Origin of the sequence: Microcoleus sp. S36a_B3 (genome assembly GCF_036700745.1) — a bacterium.
Lineage (GTDB): Bacteria > Cyanobacteriota > Cyanobacteriia > Cyanobacteriales > Microcoleaceae > Microcoleus.
On record NZ_JAUBPN010000004.1, the window covers coordinates 129,322 to 142,187 of the forward strand.

At 45.7% G+C, this 12,866-nt stretch carries 11 protein-coding genes; 6 read left to right on the top strand and 5 right to left on the bottom strand.

The window, feature by feature from the left end; translation table 11 throughout:
* Nucleotides 1–9: 9 nt before the first annotated feature.
* From QUA01_RS06385 to QUA01_RS06405, 5 genes are all read right to left on the bottom strand, one after another.
* Nucleotides 10–825, bottom strand: a complete 816-nt coding sequence (locus QUA01_RS06385; protein WP_333088083.1) for a PD-(D/E)XK nuclease family protein — start codon at nt 823–825, stop codon at nt 10–12.
* A 158-nt stretch (nt 826–983) separates the two neighbouring features.
* Nucleotides 984–1,631 (bottom strand): Uma2 family endonuclease, encoded by a 648-nt coding sequence (locus QUA01_RS06390; RefSeq protein WP_333088086.1) that lies wholly within the window; start codon nt 1,629–1,631, stop codon nt 984–986.
* A gap of 79 nt (nt 1,632–1,710) precedes the next feature.
* A complete protein-coding gene (locus tag QUA01_RS06395; RefSeq protein ID WP_333088087.1) occupies nt 1,711–2,379 on the bottom strand; it encodes a Uma2 family endonuclease in 669 nt (222 codons plus the stop codon).
* Nucleotides 2,380–2,655: 276 nt separating this feature from the next.
* Nucleotides 2,656–3,240, bottom strand: coding sequence for a PAP/fibrillin family protein (locus QUA01_RS06400; protein ID WP_194068823.1), 585 nt, complete (start codon nt 3,238–3,240; stop codon nt 2,656–2,658).
* 243 nt (nt 3,241–3,483) lie between these two features.
* Entirely contained in the window at nt 3,484–5,163 is a 1,680-nt protein-coding gene (locus QUA01_RS06405; RefSeq protein WP_333088089.1) for a glycosyltransferase family 4 protein, read from the bottom strand.
* Nucleotides 5,164–5,554: 391 nt separating this feature from the next.
* Between QUA01_RS06405 and QUA01_RS06410 the strand changes: the two genes are divergently transcribed.
* From QUA01_RS06410 to QUA01_RS06435, 6 genes are all read left to right on the top strand, one after another.
* Complete coding sequence (locus QUA01_RS06410) at nt 5,555–5,794, top strand: DUF3134 domain-containing protein (protein WP_194010307.1); 240 nt, start codon at nt 5,555–5,557, stop codon at nt 5,792–5,794.
* Nucleotides 5,795–5,924: 130 nt separating this feature from the next.
* On the top strand, nt 5,925–7,040 hold the full coding sequence (mraY, locus tag QUA01_RS06415) for a phospho-N-acetylmuramoyl-pentapeptide-transferase (RefSeq protein ID WP_333088091.1): 1,116 nt from the start codon (nt 5,925–5,927) through the stop codon (nt 7,038–7,040).
* 216 nt (nt 7,041–7,256) lie between these two features.
* Complete coding sequence (locus QUA01_RS06420; RefSeq protein WP_333088092.1) at nt 7,257–8,246, top strand: glycosyltransferase; 990 nt, start codon at nt 7,257–7,259, stop codon at nt 8,244–8,246.
* A 317-nt stretch (nt 8,247–8,563) separates the two neighbouring features.
* Nucleotides 8,564–10,423: an NAD(P)H-quinone oxidoreductase subunit F gene (locus QUA01_RS06425; RefSeq protein WP_333088093.1), complete on the top strand. Its 1,860-nt coding sequence runs from the start codon at nt 8,564–8,566 to the stop codon at nt 10,421–10,423.
* 104 nt (nt 10,424–10,527) lie between these two features.
* On the top strand, nt 10,528–11,244 hold the full coding sequence (locus QUA01_RS06430) for a carbonic anhydrase (protein ID WP_333088094.1): 717 nt from the start codon (nt 10,528–10,530) through the stop codon (nt 11,242–11,244).
* A 110-nt stretch (nt 11,245–11,354) separates the two neighbouring features.
* The gene (locus tag QUA01_RS06435; protein WP_333088096.1) at nt 11,355–12,860 is read left to right on the top strand and encodes an NADH-quinone oxidoreductase subunit M; all 1,506 of its coding nucleotides are present in this window, start codon (nt 11,355–11,357) and stop codon (nt 12,858–12,860) included.
* The last annotated feature ends 6 nt before the right edge of the window (nt 12,861–12,866 follow it).

A 12,866-nucleotide genomic window follows, 5' to 3' on the forward strand; every position in this document is an offset into this window, starting at 1 on the left:
AACATAATATTAAATAGATATTTCCTCGATTATAGCAAGATTTGGCAGCCAATTTGCGGGAGTTTCTGCCGGAAGGTTTAGTGAGGAAATTTGGGTGTCTTGGGTGCGGTTACATCTAGTGGCGAATTGACAGGAATCGCACAGATTGGCACTAATTTCTACTTGCGGGAAGAATTCGCCGCCTTCGGTATAGCGCTGTCGCCAGTCGGTTAGCTGCTGCAATATTTGGGTTAAATCTTGTTTTGTGCGATCGTGTTCTGTTTGATTGTAAGAAAATGTGAGTTTTTGCGGCGGTTCTTTTCCTTGGAATTGGACGAACCAGTATGTCATAGAAACTTGTTCGGGGGAATAATCGCTGGTTTCGACTAAGACGTATAAATAGAGGCGAGTTTGCCAACTTTCGGCTATCCATTTAGATTTTTGAGGGCGGGGATAGGTTTTCCAGTCGAGGATTTGGGCTGTGTTGGGTTCGGCGATTAATAAGTCGTAGATAACTGTGAATAGGTAATCTTGAAAAATTAAGATGCGCGGATGTTCGGCTTGGCGGAAAATGCGATCGCTATTTTCTGAGTTTGCGAAAAGTTCGGGGGCGGCGTTGATAAATGCTGCTACACAGCGCCCCAGTTCGGGGTCTTGTTGGATGATGGATTCAATGGGAAGTCCGAGTTCTCGCTGCTGCATCAAGAGGTGAAAATGGCTACCCAATGTGAGTTTTTCTTTGTGTTCTGGGGATGTGGTGGTGGCGAGGAGTTCTAGGTAGCTGTATTGAAATTTTCTGGGGCATTCTTCGAGGATTTTGAGCTGGGTTTGGGAGAGTCGGAGCATTTTTTTGTGTGATATTAAGGATTTTTTGTAAGGTTTTGTTGTGCAAATTATAAAATTTATGACTACCCAGCCTGGACGGTTTGAAGAAACGTCTCACAAATCATTGAGGATTGCTATAGCTATTGAATACGATCGCCCTTTTCCCATCCCAAATCCATTCATAACGATCGCAATACCTCTTCAAACTCTCGCAGCGCCACACTAGAACCAATCTGCCAAGCGCGATCGCAATATTGAGGAATTAGCGTTTTGAGATCGTAACCGGGAAACCAGCGACTCGTTTGAGACTCTCGATACTGCTGTGACTCGAACTGATAAATGAATAATTGACTTTGACGGTAAACCCAGAGTTCCAAAGGTGCGATCGCTTGATAATCCTCTGGTTTAGTAGTGCAAGTCAGGTCAATTTCAATCGCTAAATCTGGGGGTGGATCTGTTTCTAAATCAATGCGCTCATTGCCTAATATCTGTTCCCTATTCTCGATATAAAAACAGTAATCTGGTTCAATTCCCTGTTGGTTAATCCGCTTCAGCGTAATTGGGGTAAATGCGTCCCAATCTCTGCCGACATGACGTAGCAAAGCTTTGACAAAATCTGCCAGTATATCTGCATTCTTACCGTGTCTTGGCAATGGTGACATAATTCTAATTTCTTGAGTCTTGCTACTGTAACGAATTCTCAATCCAGCTTTATCCTCTCGACTGGCTAGCAATGCCTCGTAATCTTCCCAAGTTCTAAATCGCAGAATGAGTTCGTCTCCTGCTGCGAGAGAAATTGTATCTTCAGTAATTGTTGGTAATACCATATTTTTCAATTCCCGGTCAATATGACTTCTTCCTAATCATAGCAAAGTTAGAGTTAGCATTCGCACGTTCCCAAACAACCTACAAGTACCCAATTTGTTGAGCAAACCACATTGCCGCCGTCCCATTTCCTTCAGTCAAAAGTTTCAAAGTCTCCGACAGCAAAGCAATTGGCAATCCCTCAAGTGCTACAGAAAATTCGCACTGCTCATATTTTCCATTCTCCTGCAAGCGAAATGCTAATACTCTCACACCATTAATATCTACTACCCAATATTCAGGAATTCCCAAAGCAGCATACAAGCGCTTTTTTTCATCTAAATCACTCGTCAAAGTAGTATCGGAAATCTCCGCGACTAAATCGGGAATTCGCGAATTATTGAGATTAATGCGGCGCGGTTCTCCTTTTTGCCACTGCGGGAAATCTCCGCCAATGTATAAAACGCGATCGGGCGCACCACCCCCCACCTTGGGCTTTTCAATTACACAGCCGCCCAAATCATCGAAAGCTTGTCCTGCTTTGGTAAAAAACCAAAATCCAAACACCAGAGTCAAGAGGTTGTTAAATCTCGCGTGTTGAGGCCCTTCGTTACCCATGTTTATCCAAATATATCCTTCATAAAAAAATATACTTGCTTGCTCAAATTTGGGATTTTCGCAAGCTGCTACATAATCTTCCCACGTCGCGGGTTGCCATTGAGGAATTTCGTCCGCTTTAGGAAGGATGAATTTTGCAGTTGTTACAGTCATAATTCACCAACAAATTGAGGATAATTTTATACTAGCTTATCTGATTTTAGCTAAACAATGAAAATCCGTACAGCCTAGTTTTGAGTTTGTAGTTGAATCTCAAACTAATATAACTTTCCTATTTGAGAGGGGCGATTCCTGTTCGGGATAGCTTCGCCGCCTGTGGGGAAAGCCGCTATTTTTAGTCTGGTTGCAAGTCAAAGACTACCTGCAGCGAAGCTTGAGGCATGAGTTGACGCAGACACAGCAATTTGCCCTCAATCAAACATCACAAAACTACTCTTTTGTCAACACAAAAACACTTCCTTCATTGCCACGCCCGATCCGCAAATCGCCATCCAAATAAGTAATATCCAGCCATCCCTGCTGTTCGCGAGTATCCAGCTTGAAATCTACAGCAGCAAACTTTTTCCCCGACTCAATCTCATCGATATATTTTGCCGGAGATTCATAGCCAATCAACCTGCTTAAACCCAAAATCGATCGCTCAAATTTTACCTGCACTCGCCGTTCCGAGGTAGCCTCAAATCTCGCAGCTACGCTGACAATTCCTTCTAAATAAGGCAATCCGTAAACTTCGGCAATGTTATAAATTTTTGATTCTTTGACGCGGATAGATTGATAAATTTGACCTAATTTTAACAGTGGAAAACTGTCAATATTCAACAGGGCGCGGCTGCTGGTGTACAACAACCGCCAATCACCTTCTAAAAGCTCTGCGGCTTCGACGGGGCGAGATGTGGGGTTGTAATCTTCCAATTGGGCGATCGCACTTAAAATCGCCTGTTTGTCGTTTGGAGTCGCCAGCAAACCGCGATTTTTACCAGCAATTATCTCTAATAGTCCAGATTTTTTAAGCATAGTTTTTTAAGAGTCAGTAGTCAGTAGTCAGTAGTCATTAGTCAGTAGTCATTAGCATTTTTTAGGGGCGGGTTTAGCTAAGGATATATGATACAAATGACTTAAAAAATGGCAAAGCCCGCCCTCTTCTTCTCTGTACGTAGTGCGAACCCTAGATTTATTTTAATCTTCAGTCTAGCCGCGAAAATCGTTTGATAAGGAGTGGTTTCAACCGCCGAATCTTATTCGATTTAACATGAACCATTACCGATTCCCAATGACTAGCACGCCAAATTTTACGAGATAGAGTAGCGTCCGATACAGGTGTGCTAATTCTTGCTCGTTTTTGGCATAAAGCCTGAGAATCTCGCCCGCGCTAACAGTGCCTTTTTGCTCGATCGCCTTTAACATCTCCATCTGAATCTTAACAGAGATTCTTCGGTCTTGACCGAAACTGCTAAACCAAATAGTCTGCAACTCTTTCAGAAGTTCTGGTGTGGCGATCGCACCCAGACTCAGCATCATATCATTGGTTAAAGTTCTCGTCGCATAATGGCCCAACACCCGAAACGGATCGTCACTTAGCGGATAAGGCGGTTTCCCTGGTTTTAAAGGTGCCGATTCCGGTGCAGAAATCCGAATTTCTGCTAATTCCCGCCACAACTGTTCGTAAGCAGCAATTACTACTTTCCAATCATAAATCTCCCTCGCCCTTTGTCGGGCATTTTCACCCATCCGCTTTCTCAATTCCGCGCTGTCAATTAACAGACACAAAGCACGGGTACAAGCATCAATATCAACTGCTGTGGCTAGGGAAGTGTGACCCATGTAAGTCGGCCAATTCAAACTACCGTCGAGATAATTTAGGGCTAAATCTAAACAAGCTTCTGGCGGCGGGATGAGTGTGGGAATGCGGAAGCCATCGATTTCGTGGCGTACTGATTCTTTGTATCCGTTCCAATCAGAAACTATGGCCGGCAGTCCGTTAGCCATTGCTTCGATTGGCGTTAGGCCGAAGGTTTCTTGAATGTTGTCGGAAAGCGAAATAAAAATGTCAGCCGCCGACCAAATATTAATTCTAATTTCCGGCTTTCTGCCATCTAAAAAAATAGCATTTACGGAGGGACAAAATATTTGCGCGCTATTTTTAAAGTCGGGTTCTTCTCTCAAATCTTCGATCCAACCGGCTTGAATTAGGTGGATTTTAGCTTTAGTCTGCTGTGCTGCCCGTTCTAAAGCGATGTACATTGGTACGGGATGGGCTTTTGCCGAAAAAGTTAATCTACCGACAAACAACACAACAATATCGCCGGGAGAAATGCCGAGTTCTTGTCGCTGTTGGCGGCGGCTGTTAACTGCTTCCACACCCTGCGGAAACGCGCTGCAATCGACTCCTAGGGGAATAATTGGCAATTTGATCAAAATTTCCGGTTGACCGCCGTTGCGCTGCGCTAAATATTCTGACCACTGCGTCAAAACTCCTTCTACTGCTGTTTTCACGGCCCCAGAGGTGCAGATCAGCGCGTCCCAAGGCTGTGTCGGTGCGGCGATCGAATCGCCGATCGCCTCCATGACGTATTTTGTACCGATTGTGTGGGTAACGCCGCAAATGCTGTAGGCCCGCTGATCGACAAATCTGCGCGCCCAAGCCAGGTCTGCCAGGGCCGGATCGGGTCGGTAAATTGTCCCCGGTTGAGATAGCAAATCCGATCGTTGTGTGGGAATCCAGCGGACTTTCCGAGGTGTTTCCAGCCAAGGTTCGATGCGGGCACAAAATTCCTCAAAAGTGGTTTGGCTATCTGCACAACAGTAGAGAGAGTCAGCGGTGCCGTGTTGGACTAAGCTTTTGAGAAATCCTTCTCCGGCTGCATGACGCCCCAGAAGTCTCTTTCCTGTGGTGTCGTAACCCTCTTTGTTGTATAAAACGGCTGCGGTGGTATCCATCCTGAGATTTATTGCTTGAGAGTTGACTGAACAATGTAGAGGCTATTTGCCATCAGGCTTCACTCGAAAACTAGGAGAGTGTTGTGAATCTGCCGCTTGCCAGAGAACCCTGCGTCCTGGATATGTTAAAGGGCGATCGTCTCAGATTACAATACTTACGGCTAAAAAAGGATTGGCAAGAGCGGATTTTAGTGTTATTCTGGGGCCCATGCTCGGGACAAGTTCCTTTTCGGTCTGCCATCCTATCGAGATCCGGAAGCAAACAGTCTCTGTGGTATAATGCCCTAGCGCTGCTAAATGCCGGATGTGCAAGCGATTGATCGAAAGAGCAGTCACTCGGCAAAATATTACCTCTACTCGATCGCGTCTTTCCGTTTAGAAACCGAGAATCATGTATAACCCATCTCTGCGCCAAATCCCTCGCCACTTGCCTGCCGACGTAATTCCATTAAAGCAGGAATCATCTCTTTTAGACTGGTTGGAATCTCAGAATCGCCTGTTAGCAAGGGATGTCCAAGAACCCAACTATCTCAACGAAGAAGAATTTCCCGAACTGATGGCAGTTGACGACAATCCTTACGATGATTTAGAAGAAGAAGCTGAAGATGATGCGGGTGCAGGCGACGAATAACGGATAACAGGGTGAAAGAATCAACCGGAAACAGGGAATAAAAACTAAGAGATTTTGCAATCTCCGGTATTCCACCCTATTCCTCAATTGTCAATTGCTTGTTCTCAAATGGTGTGTGTGCAGGAGTGATATGGATAACTTTGTCGATGAAAGAATCCCTTTTAGTATACCTTTCAAACTTACAGGTCGGAATTTATTTCTCGTGCTGGGTTTTGGACTTGGCATTGTAGCGATCGGTTTAGATGTAGCAGCGGGCAGATTTTTGAATTTGCCTCGATCGCTATTTTTACCGCTAGTGGTTTGTGCTTTCGTTGCATCGGGATTGGGCTATCTAATAGTTCCCGTACTCCAAAAACTGAAAGCAGGACAAATAATTCGCGAAGACGGCCCCCAAGCCCACTTAAAAAAAGCCGGAACTCCAACAATGGGCGGAGTTTTTTTTGTACCGGCGGGAGTCGCAGTCGCTTTACTCTGGTCTAATTTTAACTCAGACGTTGTGGCAGTATCTGCTTTAACTTTAGCTTACGGTTTCATCGGCTGGCTGGATGACTGGCAAATTCTGCGCCACAAGTCGAATAAAGGTATTTCACCTCGGATGAAATTGGCTTTGCAAATAGGTTTTGCAGCTTTATTTTGTCTGTGGTTAATGTTGCACAATCCAGCAATTTCTACGAACATTGCTTTGCCTTTCGGTTGGGTATTGCCTTTGGGTTTGCTGTTTTGGCCGCTGGCGGGTTTTGTGTTAGTTGCTGAAAGCAATGCTACTAATCTTACCGACGGCATTGATGGGTTGATGGGAGGTTTAGGGGCGATCGCACTTTTGGGATTAGGCGCATCTGTAGCCTCAACTTCGCCAGAATTAATGATATTTTGCGCCTGCATCAGCGGCAGTTGTCTCGGTTTCTTAACTCACAATCGCAATCCAGCCAAAGTGTTTATGGGCGATACAGGGGCCTTAGCTTTGGGCGGTGCGTTGGGTGCGGTAGCTTTATTAACAAATAGCCTTTGGATATTATTAATTATCAGCGGGATTTTCTTTGTAGAAACGCTGTCGGTAATTGCTCAAGTAGGTTATTACAAAGCTACGAAAGGCCCGGATGGCATCGGCAAGCGTCTGTTAAAAATGGCTCCGCTGCACCATCATTTAGAACTGTGCGGCTGGCTGGAAACTCAGGTGGTTGGTATCTTTTATTTAACTAACGGGGTGTTAGTATTAATGATTTTGATGTTGTCTAGCAATAGTTAACAGCGGATTATTAATAGACTTTACAGCATATGTAGCTGATGTTTTCTGCCATGTTAAAAAACAAATAAGATGCCCGTTCCACAAGAACTCAATGCAGTTGTGGAACGGGCATTTTGCCAGTTTTAGATTAAAAAAAGTCTCAAAAAAGGTAAAATAAAACTGGTTCGTAGTAAGGACTTTAGTCCTGATTGACTCAACAACCAGCAGAGAGGATGAATGAACAGTGCGGAGTTTTTACCCTTTGTTTCGGTTGTGGTACCTGTTTACAACGGTGAGAGGGATTTGCCGGATTTAATCGAGTGTCTGCGATCGCAAACTTATCCGCCACACAGTGTAGAATATCTCATAGTAGACAACAACAGTCGCGATCGCACTTCAGCAATTATCCAAACAGCTACAAACTTGAACCCCCCCTCAGTCCCCCCCTTGGTAAGGGGGGGAAGCCCTTTGGATAGAATAACCATTCGCCACCTCACCGAAAACCAGATTCAAAGTTCCTACGCCGCCCGCAACAACGGAATTCACAGCTCAAAAGGTGAAATAATTGCCTTTACCGATGCAGACTGTCGCCCCGAAATTCACTGGCTGGAAAATTTAGTTAAGCCATTTGTTGACTTAGAAGTAGGAATTAGCGCGGGGGAAATTCTCGCCCTCCCCGGTAATAGTCTCTTAGAAAAACACGCAGCCCGCGACAATACTTTATCTCAAAAACATACTCTCGCTCACCCTTTTTGTGCCTACGGTCAAACCGCCAACTTAGCTGTACGCAGGCCGATTTTAGCAGGAGTCGGTTTGTTTCGCCCGTACCTTACGAGTGGTGGCGATGCGGATTTATGCTGGCGGATTTTGCGAGAAACATCCTATAAAATGTATTTTGCCGAAAGTGCGATCGTCCGACACCGCCACCGTTCTACAATAAAACAGTTGCAAAGTCAATGGTATCGGTACGGCGAATCTAATAAATATTTGCACGAACTTCACGGCGTCGATTTGATGCGTGAATTTACCACAGGCGAATATTTGTATCGGCTGGCTAGGTGGCTGTTAAAAGAGTTGCCGGTTGCTGCGGCTAAAAGTGATCTCGCCCGCCTCGATCTGGTAGATTTGTTACATACGCCGATCGGTCTTTTGAATGTTAGGGCAAGGGCGATCGGACAGCGCCAAGCCAAACTTCCTTTAGCAGCTTGGGAAATTGACCAGCTTTAATCACTAAAAAAAATACCGGGCGGTTAACACCGATTCTCTACTTCTCTATAGGTAAAACCCGCTATACAAGGGGGTTGGAGACTCTTGGGCAGCCCTCTTATTTTTGCATCGTATAAGTATAATTTATCTCCCGATAAGTACCATTAATCAGCAAATATGAAAATTTCCGGCAATCCTTAATATAAAATTAATAAGTCTATTCTGAAGCGCCGGGCTTCAAAACGACAAGAAATTCGCAGTCACCCCAAAATTTCTTTACTGGCGATCGAGATTATTCTCAGATTATTAATTTTTTGTAACATTTACAGGTAGTGCCAATGGCTCAAATCCTACTCCAGACCGTTTGGTTTATACCTTGCTACCCACTCATCGGCGCATTTCTGTCGATACTGTGGTTTCCTGGACTAACCCGCCGCACGGGCCCTAGACCCTCCGGTTACATAAACGCCATTTTAACCTTCTTCGCTTTCGCCCACGGCGTCATAGCCCTAACCGCAGCTTGGAACCAACCGGCACAACAGCAGTTGATTCCCTGGCTGAACGTCGCAGGTTTAGACCTCACCATTCCCGTAGAAATCTCTGTTGTCACCGTCGGGGCTACAGTTTTGATTACCGGACTAAACTTTGTGGCGCAGGTTTATGCCTTCGGCTACATGGAAATGGACTGGGGCTGGGCGAGGTTCTTCTCCCTGATGGGGCTGTTTGAAGCGGGGATGTGCAGCTTAGTTTTGTCCAACTCCCTGTTTTTCAGCTACATGATTTTGGAAGTCCTGACTCTGGGAACTTACCTGCTAATCGGGTTGTGGTTCAATCAATCTTTGGTAGTGACGGGAGCCCGCGACGCTTTCTTGACTAAGCGGGTGGGAGACTTATTCCTACTGATGGGAGTAGTTGCAATTCTGCCGCTGGCGGGAACTTGGAATTTTGACGAGTTGGCAGTTTGGGCTCAGACTGCAAACATTGACCCCACAGTCGCCACGCTGTTGAGTTTAGCTTTGATTGCCGGCCCGATGGGCAAATGCGCTCAATTTCCCCTGCACCTGTGGCTGGATGAAGCGATGGAAGGCCCATTGCCGGCAACGATTTTGCGGAACACGGTAGTTGTGGAAACCGGCGCTTGGATTTTGATTAAATTGCAGCCGGTCATCGCTTTGTCGCCCGTGGGACTGAAGACAACTATTATTGTAGGTGCTGCAACGGCTGTTGGTGCTTCCTTAATTGCGATCGCCCAAATCGACATCAAGCGCACGCTATCCTATATAGTTAGCTCTTACATGGGCTTGGTATTTATCGCCGTCGGTACCGGACAAACCCAAACAGCTTTGACATTGATATTTGGTTATTCCTTGGCAATGGGTTTGCTGGTGATGAGCATTGGTTCAGTAGTTTGGAACAGCATCACTCAGGATGTCCGAGCTCTCGGCGGTTTGTGGCCCAAGCGCCCGATATCGGGAATATCGTTTCTTGTCGGCGCTGCTGGAGTGATTGGACTGCCGCCCTTCGGCTGCTTTTGGGCTTTATCGGAACTAGCAGGCGGGTTTTGGAATACCCACCCTTCACTGTTAGGAGTCCTGCTGTTTGTCAACGGTGTAACTGCTTTTGGCTTAGTGCGCGTTTTCGGTTTAGTTTTTGGTGGTAAACCAAAGCAAATGACCGAACGTTCCCCCGAAGTTTCCTGGCCTTTTATCTTGCCGATGACCGTGTTAATGGGATTTACCTTGCACGTTCCGCACTTGCTCGCCGCGTGGCAACTTTTGCCTTTGGCAACTTTGAATTATACTGCGGTCGGACTGTTGGTTTTGTCAAGTGCGATCGGCATCGGTGCAGGGGCATTTATTTATCTCAACGAAAAGTGGGAAAAACCGGTGCGAATTGGTTCTCAAGCCGTACAAGACTTCTTTGCCTACGACTTTTACACCGCCAAACTTTACCGCGTCACAGTGGTATTTGCCGTCGGTCTGGTATCCCAAATCATATCCTGGGTCGATCGCAATATTGTTGACGGATTCGTAAATTTAGTAGGTTTTGCCACTGTTTTCGGCGGGCAGAGCCTCAAATACAACGTCAACGGTCAAACTCAGTTTTACGCCCTGACAATTTTGTTCGGAGTTGCACTTTTGGGACTGCTAGTAAGCTGGCCTTTGTTGGCTCGTCTCTCGCTGATTGTTGGCGGGTAAAGAGATATAACATTTAAAATTTTAGGTGACATTTATAACCTAAAATCTTAAATAAATGAATTCTCGAATAAAGATTTCAAACCCGATCCAACAATCCCAAGTACATGAAAGACAATAACCGACCAGTCAATCTTTCCCGACGCAATTCACTCAAATTTGTAGCAGGAGCAATAGGTACAGGAATACTCGCAGCACGAGTCGGCGCTGATGTGGCTGCACCGGCACCAGCAATTGCTCAAAATGACATGAATCCCGATGCAGCTTTGAAAAGCTTAATGGATGGGAACAAGCGATTTGTTGACAAAAAACGCACAAGTCCCCACCAAGACTTCCCCCGCCTCACCGAAGTAGCCAAAGATCAAAAACCCTTTGCTGCTATTCTTGGCTGTGCAGATTCCCGCTTTCCTTCCGAGATTATTTTCGATCAGGGATTTGGAGATTTATTTGTCTGTCGCGTGGCCGGAAATGTGGCTACCCCAGAAGAAATTGGCAGCTTGGAATTTGGCACTCTGGTACTTGGAGCAAAAGTGCTTGTGGTAGTCGGGCATAAAAGATGCGGTGCGGTAGACGCAACCATCAAAGGAGCTCAGGTTCCCGGTCAAATTGGCAGTTTGCTAGAAGCAATTAAGCCTGCTGTAGAAAGCTCGAAAGGTCAAACGGGCGATCATCTAGAAAATGCCGTAAAAGCCAATGTTTTGCTGCAAGCTAAAAGGTTGAAAGCATCTCCAGTTATCTCTAAGTTAATTGAGGAGAACAAACTGAAAGTTGTTGGTGGATACTACGATTTAGACACGGGTGCAGTCAGTATTCTTGCTGATTAGTGATGCAATTTGTGATTGATAATAGGGGAGAAGGTTAATATCTAAAATCTCACATTATTAATCACAAAAGCCTACAAAATAGATTCTTTACTCTTCACTCTTCACACATTATGCTTAGTGCCTTGCTCTGGTTGCCCGCGTTGGGCGCTGCGGTAGTGGGTTTCTTACCAGGAAATATCAATGCAATGCGACTGCGCTCAATAGCCTCCGCCTTCGCTGTTGCTATTTTCCTGTTAAATATCTTGCTGCTGACTCAATTTGACACGACAAATTCAGGACTGCAATTTCAAGAATATTTGCCTTGGATTCCCCAATTAGGTTTGAGCTACAACTTAGGGGTTGACGGCTTATCTTTGCCGCTAATTGTTTTAACCGGATTGTTGACGCTATTAGTGATTTACGGCACCGGCGAAGGAATAGCTCGTCCACAGCTTTACTACGCGATGATTTTGCTGATCAATGCGGGTGTCGTTGGGGCATTGATGTCTCAAAATTTGCTGTTGTTCGTACTTTTTTACGAGCTAGAATTAATTCCGTTTTACCTGTTGATTGCGATTTGGGGCGGCAAGCAGCGGGAATACGCTGCGATGAAGTTTCTGATTTACACGGCAGTTTCGGGACTTTTAGTTTTAGCGGGATTTTTGGGTGTAGCTTGGCTGAGCGGCTCTTTAAACTTCGATTACAGTGCGATTACTACTCAAGACTTGTCCTTGAAAACGCAATTAATTCTGCTAACAATTGTGCTGCTGGGGTTGGCAATTAAAATTCCTTTAGTTCCCCTGCACACTTGGCTACCGGATGCCTATGTCGAAGCTTCGCCAGCAACCGCAATTCTGTTGGGAGGCGTTTTGGCGAAGTTGGGAACTTACGGTTTGATCCGGTTTGGTTTGCAGATGTTTCCCGAAACTTGGTCGATTATCGCTCCCGGTTTAGCGATAATTGGTACAGTCAGCGTGATGTACGGTGCTTTGAGTGCGATCGCCCAAAAAGATATCAAGCGCATGGTAGCCTATAGTTCGATCGGGCATATGGGCTACATCCTCGTCGCCTGTGCAGCCGGAACAAAACTCGCCTTAATCGGTGCAGTCGGGCAAATGGTAAGCCACGGCTTGATTTTAGCTTTGCTGTTTTATCTAGTAGGCATCATCGAAACCAAAGCCGGCACGCGGGATTTGGACGTACTCAACGGCTTGATGAACCCGTTGCGAGGTTTGCCCACAGCAAGTTCCCTGTTAGTTTTGGGAGGCATGGCAAGCGCCGGCATTCCCGGTTTAGTCGGTTTTATCGCCGAATTTTTAGTATTCCAAGGCAGTTTTTCAGCATTTCCAATTCCGACTTTACTGTGCATTTTAGCCTCCGGGTTAACAGCAGTTTACTTTGTAATTCTGCTCAACCGCACCTGTTTTGGAAAGTTGGACAACGCCACGGCTTACTATCCTCCAGTTAAGTTTGCCGAAAATATGCCAGCCCTAGTCTTAGCCGCTCTCATTTTCTTCTTGGGAGTGCAACCGGTGTGGCTGCTGAAGTGGAGCGAATCTACTACAAATGCGATGGCAGTAACTCTGTCAACGGGCAGATATTCTCAAGTAGCTGTCAGCTATCAGCCGGATAAATAGAGCGTG

Coding starts and splice junctions, on each gene's coding strand:
- QUA01_RS06425 (WP_333088093.1), top strand. CDS start 8,564: ATGGCTCAAATCCTACTCCAGACCGTTTGGTTTATACCTTGCTACCCA.
- QUA01_RS06385 (WP_333088083.1), bottom strand. CDS start 825: ATGCTCCGACTCTCCCAAACCCAGCTCAAAATCCTCGAAGAATGCCCC.
- QUA01_RS06435 (WP_333088096.1), top strand. CDS start 11,355: ATGCTTAGTGCCTTGCTCTGGTTGCCCGCGTTGGGCGCTGCGGTAGTG.
- mraY (WP_333088091.1), top strand. CDS start 5,925: ATGGATAACTTTGTCGATGAAAGAATCCCTTTTAGTATACCTTTCAAA.
- QUA01_RS06395 (WP_333088087.1), bottom strand. CDS start 2,379: ATGACTGTAACAACTGCAAAATTCATCCTTCCTAAAGCGGACGAAATT.
- QUA01_RS06430 (WP_333088094.1), top strand. CDS start 10,528: ATGAAAGACAATAACCGACCAGTCAATCTTTCCCGACGCAATTCACTC.
- QUA01_RS06410 (WP_194010307.1), top strand. CDS start 5,555: ATGTATAACCCATCTCTGCGCCAAATCCCTCGCCACTTGCCTGCCGAC.
- QUA01_RS06400 (WP_194068823.1), bottom strand. CDS start 3,240: ATGCTTAAAAAATCTGGACTATTAGAGATAATTGCTGGTAAAAATCGC.
- QUA01_RS06390 (WP_333088086.1), bottom strand. CDS start 1,631: ATGGTATTACCAACAATTACTGAAGATACAATTTCTCTCGCAGCAGGA.
- QUA01_RS06405 (WP_333088089.1), bottom strand. CDS start 5,163: ATGGATACCACCGCAGCCGTTTTATACAACAAAGAGGGTTACGACACC.
- QUA01_RS06420 (WP_333088092.1), top strand. CDS start 7,257: ATGAACAGTGCGGAGTTTTTACCCTTTGTTTCGGTTGTGGTACCTGTT.